At 51.3% G+C, this 18256-nt stretch carries 16 protein-coding genes and 3 tRNA genes; 10 read left to right on the forward strand and 9 right to left on the reverse strand.

The window, feature by feature from the left end:
• Positions 1-438: 438 nt before the first annotated feature.
• From C7W93_RS13805 to C7W93_RS13815, 3 genes are all read left to right on the forward strand, one after another.
• Positions 439-954 carry a glycine zipper 2TM domain-containing protein gene (locus tag C7W93_RS13805; protein ID WP_108440786.1) on the forward strand — a complete coding sequence of 172 codons (516 nt, stop codon included), beginning with the start codon at positions 439-441 and terminating at the stop codon, positions 952-954.
• Between the two features lie 179 nt (positions 955-1133).
• A complete protein-coding gene (locus C7W93_RS13810; RefSeq protein WP_108440787.1) occupies positions 1134-1286 on the forward strand; it encodes a DUF3309 family protein in 153 nt (50 codons plus the stop codon).
• Between the two features lie 102 nt (positions 1287-1388).
• Positions 1389-1715: a hypothetical protein gene (locus tag C7W93_RS13815; protein WP_108440788.1), complete on the forward strand. Its 327-nt coding sequence runs from the start codon at positions 1389-1391 to the stop codon at positions 1713-1715.
• A 166-nt stretch (positions 1716-1881) separates the two neighbouring features.
• Here C7W93_RS13815 and C7W93_RS13820 read toward each other — a convergent pair.
• The 6 genes from C7W93_RS13820 to apbC form a co-directional block, all read right to left on the reverse strand.
• A tRNA-Glu gene (locus tag C7W93_RS13820) sits at positions 1882-1957 on the reverse strand.
• Positions 1958-2112: 155 nt separating this feature from the next.
• Positions 2113-2188 (reverse strand) — tRNA-Glu (locus tag C7W93_RS13825).
• Between the two features lie 66 nt (positions 2189-2254).
• Positions 2255-2330, reverse strand: a tRNA-Ala gene (locus tag C7W93_RS13830).
• 63 nt (positions 2331-2393) lie between these two features.
• Positions 2394-3848, reverse strand: coding sequence for a glutamate--tRNA ligase (gene gltX, locus C7W93_RS13835; RefSeq protein ID WP_108440789.1), 1455 nt, complete (start codon positions 3846-3848; stop codon positions 2394-2396).
• Positions 3849-4005: 157 nt separating this feature from the next.
• Positions 4006-4413, reverse strand: coding sequence for a DUF4399 domain-containing protein (locus tag C7W93_RS13840; protein ID WP_108440790.1), 408 nt, complete (start codon positions 4411-4413; stop codon positions 4006-4008).
• A 165-nt stretch (positions 4414-4578) separates the two neighbouring features.
• On the reverse strand, positions 4579-5670 hold the full coding sequence (gene apbC, locus C7W93_RS13845) for an iron-sulfur cluster carrier protein ApbC (RefSeq protein ID WP_108440791.1): 1092 nt from the start codon (positions 5668-5670) through the stop codon (positions 4579-4581).
• 218 nt (positions 5671-5888) lie between these two features.
• On the opposite strand from apbC, the gene metG reads away from it, so the two are divergent.
• The 4 genes from metG (at position 5889) to panC (ending at position 10215) form a co-directional block, all read left to right on the forward strand.
• The gene (gene metG / locus C7W93_RS13850) at positions 5889-7994 is read left to right on the forward strand and encodes a methionine--tRNA ligase (protein WP_108440792.1); all 2106 of its coding nucleotides are present in this window, start codon (positions 5889-5891) and stop codon (positions 7992-7994) included.
• Positions 7995-8132: 138 nt separating this feature from the next.
• On the forward strand, positions 8133-8342 hold the full coding sequence (locus C7W93_RS13855) for a DUF3460 family protein (protein WP_108440793.1): 210 nt from the start codon (positions 8133-8135) through the stop codon (positions 8340-8342).
• 44 nt (positions 8343-8386) lie between these two features.
• Positions 8387-9238, forward strand: a complete 852-nt coding sequence (locus C7W93_RS13860; protein ID WP_108440794.1) for a ScpA family protein — start codon at positions 8387-8389, stop codon at positions 9236-9238.
• Between the two features lie 137 nt (positions 9239-9375).
• Complete coding sequence (panC, locus tag C7W93_RS13865; protein WP_108440795.1) at positions 9376-10215, forward strand: pantoate--beta-alanine ligase; 840 nt, start codon at positions 9376-9378, stop codon at positions 10213-10215.
• A 197-nt stretch (positions 10216-10412) separates the two neighbouring features.
• Here the strand turns inward: panC and C7W93_RS13870 are convergent, their stop codons facing one another.
• Positions 10413-11591, reverse strand: coding sequence for an ABC transporter substrate-binding protein (locus tag C7W93_RS13870; protein ID WP_108440796.1), 1179 nt, complete (start codon positions 11589-11591; stop codon positions 10413-10415).
• Between the two features lie 138 nt (positions 11592-11729).
• Here C7W93_RS13870 and C7W93_RS13875 point away from each other — a divergent pair, with 138 nt between their 5' ends.
• On the forward strand, positions 11730-13979 hold the full coding sequence (locus C7W93_RS13875; RefSeq protein ID WP_108440797.1) for a mechanosensitive ion channel family protein: 2250 nt from the start codon (positions 11730-11732) through the stop codon (positions 13977-13979).
• A 29-nt stretch (positions 13980-14008) separates the two neighbouring features.
• Here C7W93_RS13875 and C7W93_RS13880 read toward each other — a convergent pair whose 3' ends face one another.
• Both C7W93_RS13880 and C7W93_RS13885 read right to left on the reverse strand, forming a co-directional pair.
• Positions 14009-14665, reverse strand: coding sequence for a class I SAM-dependent methyltransferase (locus C7W93_RS13880; protein ID WP_108440798.1), 657 nt, complete (start codon positions 14663-14665; stop codon positions 14009-14011).
• On the reverse strand, positions 14658-16001 hold the full coding sequence (locus tag C7W93_RS13885; protein ID WP_108440799.1) for a chloride channel protein: 1344 nt from the start codon (positions 15999-16001) through the stop codon (positions 14658-14660). Before C7W93_RS13885 ends, C7W93_RS13880 begins: the two co-directional genes overlap by 8 nt.
• A gap of 298 nt (positions 16002-16299) precedes the next feature.
• Between C7W93_RS13885 and C7W93_RS13890 the strand changes: the two genes are divergently transcribed.
• Positions 16300-17895, forward strand: coding sequence for an MFS transporter (locus C7W93_RS13890; RefSeq protein ID WP_108440800.1), 1596 nt, complete (start codon positions 16300-16302; stop codon positions 17893-17895).
• Positions 17896-18110: 215 nt separating this feature from the next.
• Positions 18111-18233, forward strand: a complete 123-nt coding sequence (locus C7W93_RS25275) for a hypothetical protein (RefSeq protein WP_255419168.1) — start codon at positions 18111-18113, stop codon at positions 18231-18233.
• Positions 18234-18256 lie beyond the last annotated feature (23 nt).

Genomic DNA, 18256 nt, shown 5'->3' on the forward strand with positions numbered 1-18256 from the left:
AAAAGTCACCTTTTTGGGCCTGCCTACTTCACCGATTCCTACAACACTATCAGCTCATGTCCGATAGAAAAAAGATGACGTTCTCTCTATAGTTGACTGCAACATAGATATTCTGAAAAGTTAATTACGGACCTGCTATCAAGACTTTCGAGGAAACTGAAAAGTACATAGCGGATCTTTTGACTCACTAGTATTTCGAGAGGATCGCTTCATGGGCAAATATTTTTTAGCATGGTTGCTTGGTGTTCCTGCCATCGCCTTAGCGCTGATCTATCTTTTCATACATTGATAGTATTGACGAGATCGCGACAATCCACTCCTACTCTCTTTAAATGACGTTGACTCCCCAATGCACGGAGATGACGAGAAATGAACAAATTACCTGGTCACGATAGGTAACCGATTGCAAGCACAGGAAAGTCACTTTTAGGAAGTGTCATGAAAATCACCCAGAAATCAACAAAGATACTAATGGCGATGGCTGTCGGTAGCGTAGTTTTACTTGGCGGTTGCGTCAGTCCTTACGACAACCAACCCTACCGGGGCGCAAACAATCCGCCCAATCAATATTCGCAGCAATACTCTCAGCCGAATCAACAATCCTACCGGCAATCGTATAACGGTGGCGGCGTAGTTGAAGCCATTGACGTCGTGGCTGGCGAAAATAGAAGTAGCGGGATAGCTGGGGCGCTGGTCGGCGGGGTATTAGGCGGCGTGGTGGGGCATCAAATTGGTCATGGCACAGGGAACACTGTTGCCACTGTTGCGGGCGCTGTTGGGGGTGCTGCGGTCGGCAATCAAGTCGAGCAGCGCAATAACCAAAGTCCAGCGACGTATAACGTGCGTATTCGCATGAACGATAACGGTTATCAAACTATTACGCTATCGAATCCCGGAGATTTGCGCGTGGGTGACCGCGTTCGCGTGGATAACGGGCAAATATCACGGTATTGATGATGGATGATGGCGGCTGAAGTCGATCGATTAACGAACTTTGGCTGCTATTGCTTCAAAAAGAATAAGAAAAATTTGTAAGCGTTACGGCAGCGTTAATAGCTTTTGCGCTTGTAGTAAAAATGTCAGGTATCCGCCTGACATTGCAGACCGGCAACCAACCGTCAAGGAGTAAAGCAATGGGCACCATTCTTCTGATTATTCTGATCCTGTTATTGATTGGTGCATTACCAACGTGGCCACACAGCCGCAGTTGGGGTTATGGCCCAAGCGGTATCACGGGCGTGATCGTTATCATCCTTATTGTATTGCTGCTCACCGGGCGCTTATAGAGACGAAATGGAAAATCGATCCAGCCGGGATACGTTCGGCATGGATCAATTTCATGGCTGAAAGCGCATCGCCGATAGCCAATAATACAAAAGGAGAGATTCATGGTCAGGAAAGTTATTCTGGCGTTCATATGCGCCATAGCAGCAACAAGCAGTTTTGCTGCGCCAGTCATTGCCGGGTACGGATTCGAAAACGTTCAGATGAACGACCCTCAGCGCTGGCATAGAGAAGACATGGGGCCGCGTGCCCGCTATGAAAATATGAAAAGAGAAGCTGCCGCAGCCTATCAGCAGTCGATGAATGATTGCAGAGCAATGCGCGGCAGAGATGCGATGGACTGCCGACGCGAAGCAAAAAGTAACTTCGATCAGGATATGCGACATGCACAGCGCGTGCGGGACCGTCGCGAAGACCGAGAAATGAATTAATTTTTTGGTATTTTTTTGATGCAGTCCAGTGAGAGGCTTCAAATCTGGTCACTGGAGAATTGAAGCTGGCTGGATACGGCATTGATTAGCTTGTGCGCGAATACACTTATACAATCATCAGCCCACATGCAAAAAGCCCGCATCAACCGATGCGGGCTTTTTAACTTGGCGTCCCCAAGGGGATTCGAACCCCTGTACTCACCGTGAAAGGGTGATGTCCTAGGCCTCTAGACGATGGGGACAGAAATCTGTCCGTCCTGCTATGCGCGCGTGGCCACTTAACTTCGCTTGCACTTTACTACTTTTGCACTTTCGTGCTGACTGCTGCTTGCAGCACGCCCGACCTATGCGGTCTAAATAAAAACAGTCGCATCACTCTGATGCGACTGTTTTATCCTGGCGTCCCCAAGGGGATTCGAACCCCTGTACTCACCGTGAAAGGGTGATGTCCTAGGCCTCTAGACGATGGGGACAATAATCTGTCCGTACTGCTAGTGGTACTACAACTACTATTTACTGCTACTTCCACCTGCTTACGCTGGTGGAGGTAAGCGGGATCGAACCGCTGACCTCTTGCATGCCATGCAAGCGCTCTCCCAGCTGAGCTATACCCCCTTGCGAAGAAGCGGAATTATAGCAAAGTTATTCCAACTCTGACAATCCCGTTTTGAATATTTATCAAAGATATTTCTGCAAGCGCTCTAGTACCACTTCACGACCAAACAACTCCAGCACCATATCAATCGCTGGCGTCTGTAACTGACCGGTAATCATCAGGCGCAATGGCATAGCGATTTGTGGCATTTTCAGCGTATGCGCTGCTAAAACTTCCTTAATCATGGCGGCCAATGCTGGCTTGGTCCATTCCACCGACTGACAACGCCCAGCAAAATCGGTCAGCGCCGGTTTGATAGCATCTGCAACGGCGTTAAAGTGTTGTTCCAGCAGCGCTGCATCAGGCGCAGGCTGGCGGTAAAACAGCATTGCCGCAGTCGCTATTTCGTGCGTGGTGTTAGCGCGCTCTTTTAATAACGCGATGACCTTGGCCAAATCCGGGACCGGCGAAGATCCACTAGTAAAATCGGCACCCGCTTTTTCCATCAATGGCCGCACCAACTCAGCCAGACGCGTATTGTCGGCCAGCTTGATGTAGTGGTTATTTACCCACGCCAGTTTTTCAGGATTGAACTGGGCTGGTGATTTGGACAAATGATCCAGATCAAACCATTCGCAGAACTGCGCCATTGAGAACACTTCTTCATTACCGTGGCTCCAGCCCAGACGCGCCAGATAATTCAGCATCGCTTCTGGCAAATAGCCTTGCGCTGGATAATCCATCACGCTGACTGCGCCATGACGCTTAGAGAGTTTTTCGCCATCCGCGCCCAGGATCATCGGCACGTGTCCGTACAGCGGCAAAGTTGCGCCCAGGGCTTTCAGAATATTGATCTGGCGCGGGGTGTTGTTGACATGATCGTCGCCACGAATAACGTGCGTGATCTGCATATCCCAGTCATCCACGACCACGCAAAAATTGTAGGTCGGCGTGCCGTCTGGTCGGGCGATGACCAAATCATCCATTTCCTGATTGGCAATCGTAATCGTGCCCTTCACGACGTCATCCCAGCTCACTTCACCATCCAATGGATTTTTGAAGCGCACAACGGGAGTGCGGTCAGCTGGAACTGCTGGCAAAGTCTTGCCCGGCTCTGGACGCCAAGTGCCGTCGTAACGCGGCTTGTCGCCAGCTGCGCGCATTTTTTCGCGCATTGCTTCGACTTCTTCCGGCGACGAATAACAGTAATAAGCAGTGCCATCGACCAGCATCTTCGCAATCACCTCACGATAGCGATCCATGCGCTGCATCTGAAAATACGGTCCTTCGTCATGCTCCAGACCCAACCATTGCATGCCTTCGATGATCGCCTCGACTGCTTCCGGGGTCGAACGCTCAAGGTCGGTATCCTCGACACGCAATATAAAAGTGCCGCCGAAATGGCGCGCATAGGCCCATGAAAACAATGCCGTGCGCGCACCACCCAAATGCAGATAGCCAGTAGGGCTAGGCGCAAAACGGGTCCTGACGGGGGTTAATGCAGAGGTGGAAGTTGAAACAGGAGTAGCTGCGGTCATGATAAATAAAAACGGCCTTGGATTGCCAAAGCCGCTATCAATGAAAACCACATTTTACCGCGTTGCCCCGACTGAGGGAACTGGCAACCCGATTGCACTGTAGTTAGTGCAACAAGCAATCGGGCCAACAACGCAGCATGTGCGTTTATATCCGTATTTATTTGACAGTAACGTTAATAGTCTTGCTTAACTCAGGACCATACGATTGATGCAAGCCATTCGCAAACTGCATCGTCAGACTATATTTACCCGGCGGCAGTGTCACACTTGTTTCAGTTTGACCTTTGCCAAAATGCAGATGCTGCGCATCGGCGGGAATAGTCTCACCAGCCTTGATTGGCCCTTGATTGATCAGCAGATGGTGATGACCGGTATTAGGAGCCATATCTCCGGCAGGCTTAACTTCCATCCCGCTGACAGCGAATTTGACAGTAAAAGGACTCGTCACTACCGCGCCATCCGCAGGCTCGACAAAATTAACAGAGGCTGCATGCGCCAATTGCGGCACAAACCCGACACCCAACATCGAAGCACTAAAAAGTACCGCTAACAGTTTTGATTTCATCTAAATAGCCTTTAAGTTTCTGTTCTGATTAAGTAAATGGTACGTCAATCATGTATCAATAACATGTCAGGCGCATGTCAATCTCGTGTCAAATCTAGCCGTTGCATCATAGCATCAGTCATAAAACACTGACTGTGCCCGTCACGCTAAGGCCCTGAGACGCTATCAATCGTTTTTGATAACAATCGTTGGAAATTTACTAGACATATCTTTAGCTTTTTCCGCCACCTTAATAGCGATCTTGCGCGCAATCTCTTTGTAGATATGTGCTATCGGACCATCCGGCTCAGCGACCACGGTAGGCCTGCCAGCGTCAGTCTGAGAGCGAATCGACATCGTCAGCGGCAGCGCGCCGAGGAAATCAACGCCATACTCGCCACACATTTTTTCACCACCACCGGCACCGAAAATTGCCTCGGCATGACCGCAGTTAGAACAAATATGGGTGCTCATATTTTCGACAATCCCCAGAATAGGAATGCCGACTTTCTCAAACATTTTCAAACCCTTGCGCGCATCCAGCAGAGCGATATCCTGCGGCGTCGTGACGATGACCGCGCCGGTCACCGGGACTTTTTGCGACAGCGTCAATTGAATATCGCCAGTACCCGGCGGCATATCAACGATCAAATAATCCAGATCGCGCCAGTTGGTCTGATCCAGCAATTGTTGCAACGCCTGCGTCACAATCGGGCCGCGCCAGACCATCGGTTCATCAGGATCGACCATAAAACCGATACTGGAAACTTGCAAACCGTGGTTTTCCAGCGGCTCCATGGTTTTGCCATCTTTGGTTTCCGGACGACCGCTAATCCCCATCATCATCGGTTGCGACGGACCATAAATGTCCGCATCCAGAATTCCGACTTGCGCGCCCTCAGCGGCCAGTGCCAGCGCCAGATTGACAGCCGTAGTCGATTTACCGACGCCGCCTTTGCCCGAGGCCACGGCGATAATATTCTTGATATTTGACATCAATTTGACGCCGCGCTGAACAGCGTGCGTCTGAATTTTTGAGTAAACATGCGGACTAACCTTGCCGCCAGCGCCTGCAAGCGGCGCAACTGCCAATACGGCAGCCGCACGAATCAGGTCAAACTGACTTTTGGCGGGATAGCCCAGTTCGATATCAAATGCGATATTCGCGCCATCTAACTGGACGTTTTTTACGCATTTGCTAGAAACCAGGTCCTTACCGGTATTCGGATCAATGACACCGGACAACGCTGCCTTGACCTCTTCAATCGTAATGCTCATTATTTCTCCTCTGTTGGTTGAACAAGTCTAAACTAAATCGTCGGATGGGCGCAGGCAACCGGCCAAAATCCAACGCAGAAAACCCCATCGCTTCCGGCAATTAAATAGTATTGACACAACAAGAAAAGTGACCCTAACGCCACACTCTTTGCAACGTCGGCATCAGCAAAAGCGTCGTCACTGCTAAAATCACTGTTTTATTTAACCAGCATCGCTAAATGAGCACCACTTTGAGCCCTTCTCCTCTGCACACGCCGCGCAAGTTATTCGTTACCACCGCCCTGCCTTACGCCAACGGCGCTTTCCACATCGGCCACATCATGGAATACATCCAGGCCGATATCTGGGTACGGTTTCAGCGAATGCTAGGAAATGAGGTCCATTTTGTCGGCGCCGACGATGCGCACGGCGCGCCGATCATGATCGCGGCCGAAAAAGCCGGGATCACGCCGCAGCAATTCGTGGCCAATATCGCCGCCGGACGCAAAGAATATCTGGACGGCTTTCATATCGCGTTCGACAACTGGCATTCGACCGATGGCGCTGAAAATCATGCGCTATCGCAAGAAATCTATCGCAGCCTGCGCGACGATGCCGAATTGATCACGACCAAAACCATCGAGCAATTCTTCGATCCGGTCAAAAATATGTTCTTGCCGGACCGCTATATCAAGGGCGAGTGTCCAAAATGCGGCACCAAGGATCAATACGGCGATTCTTGCGAAAACTGTAGCGCGGTGTATGCGCCGACCGACCTTAAAAATCCGTACTCGACCTTGTCGGGCGCAACCCCGATCATGAAATCGTCGGAACATTTCTTTTTCAAGCTATCCGATCCACGTTGCGTCGACTTTCTGCGGCAATGGGCATTAGAAGATAATCGTTTGCAGCCGGAAGTTGCCAATAAAGCCAAAGAATGGCTGGAAGGCGATGGCGGCTTAGGCGACTGGGATATCAGCCGCGACGCGCCGTATTTCGGCATCGAAATTCCGGACGCACCGGGTAAATACTTTTATGTCTGGCTAGACGCGCCTATAGGCTATCTGGCATCGCTAAAGAATTATTTCGACAAAACCGGGCGCGATTTCGACGCCTTCATGGCCGACCCAACTACCGAGCAATACCATTTCATTGGTAAGGATATTACCTATTTCCATACCCTGTTCTGGCCAGCAATGCTGAAATTTGCCGGGCGCAAGGTGCCAAATAACGTATTCGTGCACGGTTTCATCACCGTCAGCGGCGAAAAAATGTCAAAATCACGCGGCACAGGTATTTCACCGTTGCGCTATCTCGACATCGGCATGAATCCAGAATGGCTGCGCTATTACATCGCCGCCAAACTCAGCGCCAAAGTAGAAGACGTTGATTTCAATCCTGACGATTTCGTTGCCCGCGTGAATTCTGATTTAATCGGCAAATACATCAATATCGCCAGCCGTGCCGCGGGTTTCATCGCTAAAAAATTCGATGGCAAGGTCAGCACTGCCTGGGCTACAAACAGCGATCCGTTCCTGACAAATCTGCGTGCAGTCTCAGCCGACATCAAAAACCTGTACGAGGGACGCGAGTACGGCAAAGCCCTGCGCGCCATCATGGATCAGGCCGATATCGTCAATGCCTACGTTGACGCCAACAAACCGTGGGAACTGGCGAAAGATCCGAGCAAGACCGCTGCATTGCACGAAGTCTGTAGCCGCTTACTGGAAGCGTTCCGGATATTGACGCTGTATCTGAAACCGGTTTTACCGGTCTTGGCGCAACAAGTCGAAACTTTCTTGCAAATCAATCCGCTGCAATGGGCCGATATCGCGACGCCGCTGGCTGATGGTCATAAGATTAACGTTTATGCGCATCTGATGACGCGGGTCGAGCCTAAAATGCTGGACGCTTTATTCGATGCCCCTGAGTTGAAAACTGACGCGCCCTTGCTGGAAACAACGGATGCAGAGGTAGCCGACTCGGCCATCGAAGAACTGGCACCACAAATCAGCATCGACGATTTTGCTAAAGTCGATTTGCGGATCGCCACTATCGTCAATTGCGAACACGTTGAAGGCTCGGATAAATTACTACGTTTGACGCTGGATGTAGGTGAAGGTCGCTTGCGGAATGTCTTTTCCGGGATCAAATCAGTCTATAAACCAGAAGAATTAGTCGGAAAAATGACCGTCATGGTTGCCAATCTGGCACCGCGCAAGATGAAATTCGGTATTTCAGAAGGCATGGTATTGGCGGCGTCGGCTGCGGATGAGAAAGCCAATCCGGGCATTTACATCCTTAATCCATGGCCGGGCGCTACGCCGGGCATGCGCATTCGATAACCATCACATAGCATCACATCACCGTTCGCCGGGCCTAGCCCGGCGAATTCCGCACCGCAGCAACAAACGGCTCGGTGCTATGAGAAATGACATAAAATAGCGCCACCATCAGCGGCGTTATCAAATAGGATCACCACCATGAAGTTTTCTAAGCAATTTGTCGGCTATCAATCCGAGATTACCCAGTTCATCAACGAACTGAAAGAAAAGAATCCTGCACTAGAGCAATCGCAGCTGGATGGCCGGGCACTTTTGTGGGACAAATCCCCGATTGATCTCGATAGCCAACTCCGCACCAAGAATTCACGGGTTGACCAACAGCCTTACGTCTATCAAAACGAGCACTAAAATCCATCGGTTTCCCTGCACCATAGGTTAGTTGCCAGCAGACTATGACGCAAAATCTCTCCGACGCTGCCCAAATTGCCGTTGCAGGACAGGCCGATTCGACACCGAACGTCGTCGACGGTGTCGCTTTTGCACGTCTGTATGGCGAACCGCTGTTCCGCATGCCGACGGATTTGTATATTCCGCCGGATGCGCTGGAAATTTTTCTCGAAGCATTTGAGGGCCCGCTCGACCTCTTGCTATACCTAATTCGCAAGCAAAACTTCAATATTCTGGATATCCCGATGGCGCAGGTCACACTGCAATATCTGGAATACGTCGACCAAATCCGCATTACCAATCTAGAGTTAGCTGCCGAATATTTGCTGATGGCAGCCATGCTGATTGAGATCAAATCGCGGATGTTGTTACCTTCTAGAAAGACCGATAGCGAAGAGGCCGAAGATCCGCGTGCAGAATTGGTGCGCCGTTTGCTGGAATACGAGCAAATGAAATTGGCGGCCAGAGAAATCAACGAAATCCCGCAATTGGGCCGCGATTTTGTCCGCACCCAAATTTATATCGAACAAAGTATCGTCACGCGCTGGCCCGAAGTAGACGTGATCGATCTGCAATCGGCTTGGGCTGACGTGATCAAACGCGCCAAACTGACGCAACATCACATCATCAGCCGCGAAGAATTATCCGTGCGCGAACACATGACCGGGATTTTGCGACGTTTGCAATCGGCCAGATTTGTCGAGTTCGCAGAGTTATTTGACCCTGCCCGCGGCGTGCCGGTATTGGTCGTCAATTTCATCGCTTTACTGGAACTGGCCAAAGAAACGCTGATCGAAATCACGCAGGCTGAGCCTTTTGCGCCTATTTATGTGCGCCTGGCTTATTCGCCATCTTGATAATTCCCTTAAACATCATCGCAATCCCGGCATGTAGGCAAACTTGCTTAGCCGATGCTGATTTTGCCAGCGCGTAGCGAACGATTGCGCCGCTGCCCTCGCACTCCTGATATCGAATACTTACCACTGATCTCTCCATGAAAATCATTTCCTCCATCGAAGAACTACGCGATCAAATGCGCGGTCAATTGCGCACCGCGTTCGTGCCGACCATGGGCAACTTGCATGAAGGCCATCTATCGCTGATGCGACTAGCCAAACGTCATGGCGACCCGGTAGTGGCATCGATTTTTGTGAATCGCTTGCAATTCGGTCCGAATGAAGATTTCGACAAATATCCGCGTACTTTTGCCGCAGACGTTGAGAAATTAGAAAAAGAAGGCGTTTACGTCCTCTTTGCACCGACCGAAAAAGACCTCTACCCAGAGCCGCAAGAATTCCGCATCCGCCCACCGGATGATCTTGGTAATACCCTTGAAGGTGAGTTTCGGCCAGGATTTTTTACCGGCGTCACTACGGTAGTCATGAAGTTGTTTTCCTGCGTTCAGCCACGCGTCGCCGTCTTCGGTAAGAAAGATTATCAACAATTGATGATCATTCGGAATATGGCGAAACAGTTTGCGCTGCCGACCGATATCATCGCCGCAGAGACTTTTAGGGCCGACGATGGTTTAGCCCTCTCTTCGCGCAATATGTATTTATCGCCAGAAGAACGTGCGGAAGCGCCGAGGTTGTACCGGACCTTGACGCAGGTTGCTGAAGAAGTCCGCAACGGCCAGAGAAATATCGCCGCGCTTGAACAAGAGGCGATGGCGCAACTCCGTACAAACGGCTGGCAGCCAGATTACATCTCGATTCGCAAGCGCAGCAATCTGCAAATGGTGACGGAAGCTGAATTGGTGCAAGGCGAGGAATTAGTCGTTCTCGCCGCCGCCAAACTCGGCATCACACGTTTAATCGATAATTTGGAAATTTAAGTTTTTTTGCCAAGTTTCTTGGCTCAGTTTCTTTGTTATCGCATTGAATCCAATAACGAAAACAGCCACATTTTTAAAAAATGTGGCTGTTTTAGCCATCCTAGCGGCCCGCAGCAAATCCCCGACTGACTCCCCGGTATTCACCCAATTCCCACGCTTTAACAACGCAAGAGCTGCGCAATCGGACTCATCCGATCTTAGCCGCCATACGCATAAGTAAATTTATTCCCAATAATCCGCCCCATTACCCGGGAACGCTGATCCAGACCAACGTGATCGTTAGGGTTCATATTGATGACGCCTTGCGGAACGGTCAAATTGTGCGTCTGCTCCAGCGCATCGCGTAACGCTGCCCGAAATTGCTTGGTCCCCGGCTTGGCGACGGTCAATGCTTTCGGCACGGCGTTGGCAATCAACATATACGCACCCCACGCATCGGCAGCAAACTGCGTCATCGTATCGGGGCCATACGCTGCTTCATAGCGCCGTGTGAATTCCATCGCGGTCTTCTTGATCGGATTGCTATCCGGCAATTGTCGGGCAACCACCGCTGGGCCGGTTGGGAAAAAAGTACCCTCAACATCCTTGCCACCGACCTTCAGAAAATCACGTGTAGCAATCCCATGGGTCTGATAAATCCGGCCTTTATAACCACGTTCAACCAACGTTCTCTGGGGCAATACTGCGGGCGTGGCAGAAGCGGCGATCAGCACGGCATCAGGTTGCGCCGACATGATTTTTAAAGTTTGCCCGATGACGCTGGTGTCGTTGCGGTTATAGCGCTCGCTGGCAACCACCTTTATCTTGCGCAGCTCGGCCAACCGTGAAAACTCACGCCACCAGCTATCGCCATACGCGTCGGCAAAACCGATAAAGGCGACCGTCTTCACTTGATTGTCCGCCATATGTTGCGTCAATATCGTCGCCATATGCGAGTCGTTTTGTGGCATTTTGAAAGCCCATGCACGCTTCGCATCCGGTGGCGCAATGATCGATGCCGACGCCGCCAATGCCACCATCGGCGTTTCGCCCTCGGCAATCACATCCAGTAACGCCAATGCATTAGGCGTAGTGTTGGGGCCGACAATAATGTCGACTTTATCTTCGCTGATCAGTTTGTGGGCATTGCGCACGGCATTGGTCGGGTCGGAGCCATCATCCAGAATGATGTACTCGACCTGTTGCCCTGCGATCTGTTTCGGCCACAGCAGAATGGCGTTTTTGGTGGGTGCGCCTATCGCGGCAGCAGCGCCGGTCATCGCAATATCTACCCCAATTTTTATCTGCGCCTGCGCTGATCCCGCGAGGAGTACGAGAGGAAGAAAAATAATGTTGTTATAGCGATTAAAAAAGAGACGGGTAGAAGGATTTTTCATGTGCTTCATCAGTGAAAGGAACAAAAATGATCAGGAGAAGCACAGTTTGCCACATTGCCAAACGAATACCGATATCGGCAGTCTGCATCTGTGGCAGCTGCGGTAACATCACTACTTTAAGACTTTTGCGATGCCACCATGAGTTCACTCCGCTTTGGCGCGCTGGCCCGATCCTTTGTGCCAACCAAACTGCGATCTATTGTGCAGCGGTTGCTCATCGCTTGCTTCTTATTCAGCCTATTTGGCGCCCTTCCGGCATGGTCTGCTACCGATAGCGCTAGCGCCTCCGCCAGTTCCGCAAATGCATCGAATCCCCCATCAACGCTGAGCAGCGCCTTAGCCAAAACATTACAGGCAAATCCTGCCGCTAACGCATTAGTCGTCGCCTTGCAACAGGCGGAACAACAAAGTAAAACGCCGCAGCCAGCACAAAAGGGACTAATCGGCTTAATTGCCGATAGCCTCGACGCGGTGCAGTCGCATTACGATCAGGTCGTCGCCCCGCAAAAATATTGGTTGCAGCAATTCGCTCGGGCCGAGCAGGAATTTTCCACCCTCTTGTCACGACATACCGATGAACCACCATCGTCGATGTTGATACATTTCATCGAGATGTTGGCCTTGTTCGCGCTGGTTGCGTTGACTTTGAAGTACGTGGGCAAGCGGGTGCGCCAACATTTTGGTGTGGAGGAAGAGCTCTCCACCGATCCAAATCTAAAAGAATTATCGATCTACATCTTGCGTCATATCGTGCCATCGGTACTAGCGCTGCTGGTGGAAATCGCCGTCGTACTGAGCTTACAACCGTCGTTGGGCCGCGCCCTTGCTACTGTGCTGCTTTACACCATGATTGGTGCAAAGGTATTCCGAGCCGTGTGTGCCATCATTTTTTCGCTCTCTTACAGCGGACATCGTAGCGTGGCGATCCATATTTTGCGGCGGCGTGCCTGGAAATTGTTGTATCTGATTGGTTTTGCTGGCTGGCTCGGCGATGCGATCAATAATCCCAAGCTATATCCCATCATCGGCGGCGCTTTGTCAGCGCTGGTCGCCACCTCTGCCAACCTGATCGCCGCCATCTTGTGCGTCGTCTTCGCGTTGCGCTTCAGACGCCCGATCGCGCACTTGATCCGCAATCGTTCGCTGGAAGTACGCACCGCCCATCGGGCCCGTATGGAAACGCTGGAGATTATCGCGTCGCTATGGCAATACCCGATCTTGCTGCTGGCTGGCGGCGTCAGCCTTGCAACGTTAGTCGGCCCCGCCAGCAGCACGGCAGCGCTTGATCATGCATTGAGCAGTGCTGCGCTATTAGTCGGCATGTTTTTTGTCGGTACGGTATTACAGCGCATCGGTCGCGGCAAGAAACGCACGTCTTTACGCCGTCAATCCCCCTACATCTTGCGCCTGAAAGCAGCTATTTTCAGCCTGCTGCAAATCGTGATGTGGATAGGATTTTTTGAGTTGTTGACGCGGATATGGGGGCACTCATTACTGGATTTCGCCAACGCGACCCTGATCGGCCGCTTGATTTTAGCCGCCGTGGGCAAGATTGGATTGACACTGGCGCTAGCGTGGTTAGCCTGGATATTGCTGGATACTGCGATTCAGGAAGCCATCAGCCCTACCCGCAGCGGCCGTTACGGGCGCAGTCCCAGCACCCGTATGCGCACTATCTTGCCGTTATTGCGCAATGCCTCGCTGCTAGTCATCCTGACCGTCACCGTTATCACCACGCTAGCCAATATAGGGATTAACGTCACGCCGCTTCTGGCATCCGCTGGCGTAGTCGGGCTAGCTATCGGCTTTGGCTCGCAATCGCTGGTGAAAGACGTGATCACAGGGATCTTTATCCTGATCGAAGACTCGATGTCCGTCGGCGACTGGGTTGATGTCGGTAACGGTCACGCGGGCACGGTAGAACATCTGTCGATCCGCACGGTCCGTCTGCGCGACGGCAACGGCTCGGTCCACAGTGTCCCCTTCTCGCAAATCATCGCGGTCAGAAATGACTCGCGGGAATATGCTTACGCGGCACTGAAATTGCACGTCACACTGGAATCGAGCATCGACGATGCTTTGCGGATAATGCGCGAAACCGGCGCAGAAATGATGAAAGACGCACGTTTGCGTCGTTTATTGCTGCAACCTATCGAGATTTACGGCTTAAATGGCTTCGATCTGCACGGCGCGATCCTGACCGCCGCCTTTCGCACCAGACCCCAAATGCAGTCAGAGGTAGTGCGCGCTTTCAATTTACGTATCAAGGGGAAATTTGACGCTGCTACGACGGTGTCATTTGCTAATGAATGGGCAAACTTCCCGGCACCCACACCGTCCCTTGCAGCGACTGACAATCAAGAGTTGAACCATCAGCCTGGGGCGTGATGCCCGTCAAGGGCTGCCGACTGAAAGCATTATTTCAAGCGGCAGTTCAACAACCAATAATGCTCCATCCGCAAAATCCGCAAATCCCGCGTATCCGACGCCAGACGCTTGCGCAAATTACTATCGCTAGGGAAATTTTTCAAAATTTCATAACGATCACCGTCAGGAACGCCCGGCAAACGCCGATGCTGAAACGTATTTCCCTTCAAATCGGTGCGCGCGATAGTGGTGCTGCTGCCCTCAACATAACTATTGTCCAGCATTACCATTAATGTATTCGAGCCCAACTTTTCACGCATGTGCGTCAAAAATCTGTTTTGATCTTCGCGCGCAATGTGCGACCACAAGAAACCAAAAAAGACCGCAGTGTAAGGACGGTCAAGCTGAAGATTAAAAGCATCGGCCAAAGCAAAATGCACTTTCTCCGGCGGGAAACCCTTCGCCTGTGCCAATTTCATCACTTCCGGATTGATATCAGTGGCCGTCACGGATTTTGCCGAAGCAGCCAACTGCTCTGTCCAGAATCCTGTACCGCAGCCAAGCTCCAGCACATCATGGCCATCCAGCAGTTCTTGCACGCGCACTTGTAGCGTCAACAACTCATCTTGACGTTCTGGGCGGGTGTAAATCTCTTCATACGAAGCGGCGCGTTTGGCGTAATACTCCGCCATATCATTTTTAACCATTTTCTGACTTTCTTAAATCCGGTAAAACAATCTGTGATGCACAAGCCAGTCGATAGCGCTCTGACAGTGCGTCATATAAGGGTGGTGCAAAAAAACGTGATACCCGACTGGCAATCAAAGCAGTTGCCATCAGCGAAATCACCAATGCATGGCCGTTAATCATTTCCATCACAATTACAAAAGCCGTGATCGGCGACTGCGTTACTGCAGCCAGATAACCGACCATCGCCAACGCAATCAACATCTGCAACGAGGTGTTATCGAATAACAGATGCAGCAAGTTACCAAAGCCAGCACCAATCGATAGCGATGGTGCAAAAATACCGCCGGGAATGCCGGGCAGATAAGAGCCAACCATCGACGCCATCTTTAAAAAGGGATACAGCACAGGTAAATGATCGCCCGCTAGTAAACTCTTAGCCTCAAAATAGCCGCTGCCAAAAGTAGTTCCAGCGGCTACGACACCAATCAGCGCGACTACTAAACCACATAAACCGCCGAACACCACCGGCCGATCGCGTCGCAGAACTTGTACTTTAGTGGGTATCCAGCGCGCTGTATTGAGCAGCAACCAGCAAAAAATGCCGCCAGCAACGCCCGTCACCAAACCTGTTACGACCACCGCCACTGCCAGCATATTAGTCAGACCGCCAGCAATCTGGATGGTGCCGAAATAGGTATAGTTGCCATTTAGGCCAAGGGCGACAACACCGGCAAAAATAATCACGGTGATAACGACGCCGCTGGCGCGATGCTCAAAACTGCGGGTTAACTCTTCAATCGCAAAGACGATCCCGGCCAATGGCGTATTGAAGGCGGCTGACAATCCTGCGGCTGCCCCAGCCAAAATCAAACGCCGTTCGAGCGCGGCGCTGGCACGCGGATATAGCCGCCGCAAATTAAACATCAACGCCGCACCGACCTGCACTGTCGGTCCTTCGCGCCCTATCGTGAAACCGCCAAGGATCGCCATAAAAGAAATCCCGATCTTCCCCGCCAGAATTTTCAGCGACAACAGCGACAAACCGCGCTGCGTGGTGTCTTCTTCCAGTGTGGCGATGACTTGCGGAATTCCGCTACCCTCTGAACCGGGGAAAAAGCGCCGCGTCAGCCAGACACACAAGACCCCAGCCAACGGCGTAATAATAATCGGCAACCAGAAATGGGCCTGCTGCATACTACGAAAAATCTCGGAACCAGCATCAATCAGGCGCGCATACAACACTGCGACCAAACCGACCAATACCGCACCCAACCATAAAATGCCAAATTTACGCCATACGCGCCGTAAATGACGCAGCGTCTGACCAGATATATTTGTTGGGAGCAGGTTCATTTAATGGGGTCAAAGGCGGCATTATAAATTATTGTAGGGTGCGCATGACTTTATGACCGCGAATCTGCAAAGATTAACGGGGCAAGGCTTGCCATTTATTTGTATTTGTATTGGTACTTAACTACCAGATAAAGGCAGGACTTCTGCAAAAAGGGAAGATTCCGCGTATGATTCTCAGTCTACAAATAATTTCCGCTGTGTCCATTGAGTAACAAAAGAATTTGCTGCAACTGCCCGCAAATCACCTTCTCGGGCGTCTGTTAGCAACTCAGCTCAATGGCCTCATCACTACATCACAATGGCTCTTCATTCTGCCGCCGCACACTCGAGCGAGCAAGTACTCCCTTTTCGTGAATCTTTAATGGCAATGCTGGGCGTGGCGTTCGTCATCATGCTGGTAGCGCTAGACTCCACCATCGTCGGCACCGCTTTACCCACTATTGTGGCCGAACTCAAAGGCTTCGATTTATACGCCTGGGTTGCCACTTCCTATCTCCTCACCTCGGTTATTACCGTCCCAATCTTCGGCCGACTTGGCGACTATTACGGTCGTAAGCCATTTGTCATTGTCTCAATTATCTTATTCACTGCCGCCTCAATCCTGTGCGGTATGGCTGACAGCATGCTATGGCTAGTCATTGGGCGTGGCGCGCAGGGAATCGGGGGCGGCATGCTGGTCGGTACTGCTTTTGCCTGCATCCCCGATCTATTCCCCGGTGCCCGGGTCCGCTTGCGCTGGCAAGTCATGATGAGCACCGCGTTCGGTATCGCGACTGCCGTCGGTCCATCGCTCGGTGGATTTTTAACCCAATACTGGGGCTGGCGCTGGGTATTTTTTGTAAATCTGCCAGTCGGTCTATTGTCCCTATTTTTTGTGTGGAAGTATTTGCCGCATCTGCGTCATACCGATCCTGACGCCAAGATCCGCCTCGACTGGCCGGGCGCGCTACTAATTACGTCCTCGCTTGGTTGCTTGCAATTGTTCGTCGAAATGCTCCCCAAGCATGGCTTGACGGTTGGGATGCTGGCACTGCTGCTCGCCAGTATTGCTTCGTTCGTTGCGCTATGGAAATGGGAACATCACGCGCCGCAGCCGATCCTGCCGTTCGATCTATTATTCCATCCGAAATTGTCGGCGCTATTCCTGCTATCGGTGCTTAGCGGCTTTTCGATGTTTTCATTGATGTTTTTTGCGCCGTTGCTGTATCAGGGCGGTTTTGGCTTGTCACCGCAAGAAGCCGGTTTGTTAATTACCCCGTTGGTGGCCTGCATTATGATCGGCAGCATTTCTAACGGTCGGATTATCACCCGTATCAAAAACCCGATGATCATGTTGTATATCGGCTTTATTCTGCTGGCATTGTCGTGCCTGGGCGTCGTGATATCAAATCGCTGGACCTCGCATGGCGTGATCGCCGTGTTCATGCTGCTGGGTGGACTAGGATTAGGCTTCATCTTGCCAAATCTGACCGTATTTATTCAACAAGAAGCTGGCCGTGAAAATCTGGGGATCGCCACCGCGTTGTTGCAATCTCTGCGCATGATCGGCAGCATGCTGGGAACCGCCATCACCGGTACGCTTATCAATCACCTATACGCTGGCAGCGTACGACAAGCGCTAGAAGGCGATAAGGCAGAACAATGGCTCTCCAGCTTTAGCGACCCGCAAATTCTGATCAGTCATGAAACACAAATGACTGTTCTAAAACAATTGGCGGATGCAGGTCACAACGGTCAGCTATTAATAGAGGCAGCGCGCGATGGGCTAATCGGATCGATACATGCAGGCGTAGGCGTGGCGGTGGTCGTGACTGTCATCGCTATCGGACTCGTTAGCCGGGTGCCGAAAGTAACGTTACATCTGCAACCTGAACCGGCCGTAGTCGGTGAATAACGACTAACTAACTGATTAAGCGACCGGACGAGATTTCCAACGTTTCCCCGGTCGCTTTATTCGTCACACCTCCCGCACTAATTACATTTCCAGCCCGGCAAAGCACTTAAGCGCATGTCTAACATGCGCTTACAATTAACACACGCTCGTTGCACATGAGCGACGAAGCCGATGGCATCCTGATTACCTGGAAATTCAACTAGGAAGGATAAAACATGAAAAAGCTACTTAAATTGGCAGTGTTAGGCGCGCTTCTCAGCACCATGTTAGCGGGTTGTATCGTCGTCCCGGCACGTGGTGGTTATTACGAGCGCCCTTATCACGAGAACCGCTATTAATCCTGCTGCATCACCCTCCCCAA

The sequence above is a fragment of the Glaciimonas sp. PCH181 genome (genome assembly GCF_003056055.1).
Lineage (GTDB): Bacteria > Pseudomonadota > Gammaproteobacteria > Burkholderiales > Burkholderiaceae_D > Glaciimonas.

Coding starts and splice junctions, on each gene's coding strand:
- C7W93_RS13855 (WP_108440793.1), top strand. CDS start 8,133: ATGAAGTTTTCTAAGCAATTTGTCGGCTATCAATCCGAGATTACCCAG.
- C7W93_RS13885 (WP_108440799.1), bottom strand. CDS start 16,001: ATGAACCTGCTCCCAACAAATATATCTGGTCAGACGCTGCGTCATTTA.
- C7W93_RS13810 (WP_108440787.1), top strand. CDS start 1,134: ATGGGCACCATTCTTCTGATTATTCTGATCCTGTTATTGATTGGTGCA.
- C7W93_RS13805 (WP_108440786.1), top strand. CDS start 439: ATGAAAATCACCCAGAAATCAACAAAGATACTAATGGCGATGGCTGTC.
- C7W93_RS25275 (WP_255419168.1), top strand. CDS start 18,111: ATGAAAAAGCTACTTAAATTGGCAGTGTTAGGCGCGCTTCTCAGCACC.
- apbC (WP_108440791.1), bottom strand. CDS start 5,670: ATGAGCATTACGATTGAAGAGGTCAAGGCAGCGTTGTCCGGTGTCATT.
- C7W93_RS13860 (WP_108440794.1), top strand. CDS start 8,387: ATGACGCAAAATCTCTCCGACGCTGCCCAAATTGCCGTTGCAGGACAG.
- metG (WP_108440792.1), top strand. CDS start 5,889: ATGAGCACCACTTTGAGCCCTTCTCCTCTGCACACGCCGCGCAAGTTA.
- C7W93_RS13870 (WP_108440796.1), bottom strand. CDS start 11,591: ATGAAAAATCCTTCTACCCGTCTCTTTTTTAATCGCTATAACAACATT.
- C7W93_RS13880 (WP_108440798.1), bottom strand. CDS start 14,665: ATGGTTAAAAATGATATGGCGGAGTATTACGCCAAACGCGCCGCTTCG.
- C7W93_RS13815 (WP_108440788.1), top strand. CDS start 1,389: ATGGTCAGGAAAGTTATTCTGGCGTTCATATGCGCCATAGCAGCAACA.
- C7W93_RS13875 (WP_108440797.1), top strand. CDS start 11,730: ATGAGTTCACTCCGCTTTGGCGCGCTGGCCCGATCCTTTGTGCCAACC.
- C7W93_RS13890 (WP_108440800.1), top strand. CDS start 16,300: ATGGCTCTTCATTCTGCCGCCGCACACTCGAGCGAGCAAGTACTCCCT.
- gltX (WP_108440789.1), bottom strand. CDS start 3,848: ATGACCGCAGCTACTCCTGTTTCAACTTCCACCTCTGCATTAACCCCC.
- panC (WP_108440795.1), top strand. CDS start 9,376: ATGAAAATCATTTCCTCCATCGAAGAACTACGCGATCAAATGCGCGGT.
- C7W93_RS13840 (WP_108440790.1), bottom strand. CDS start 4,413: ATGAAATCAAAACTGTTAGCGGTACTTTTTAGTGCTTCGATGTTGGGT.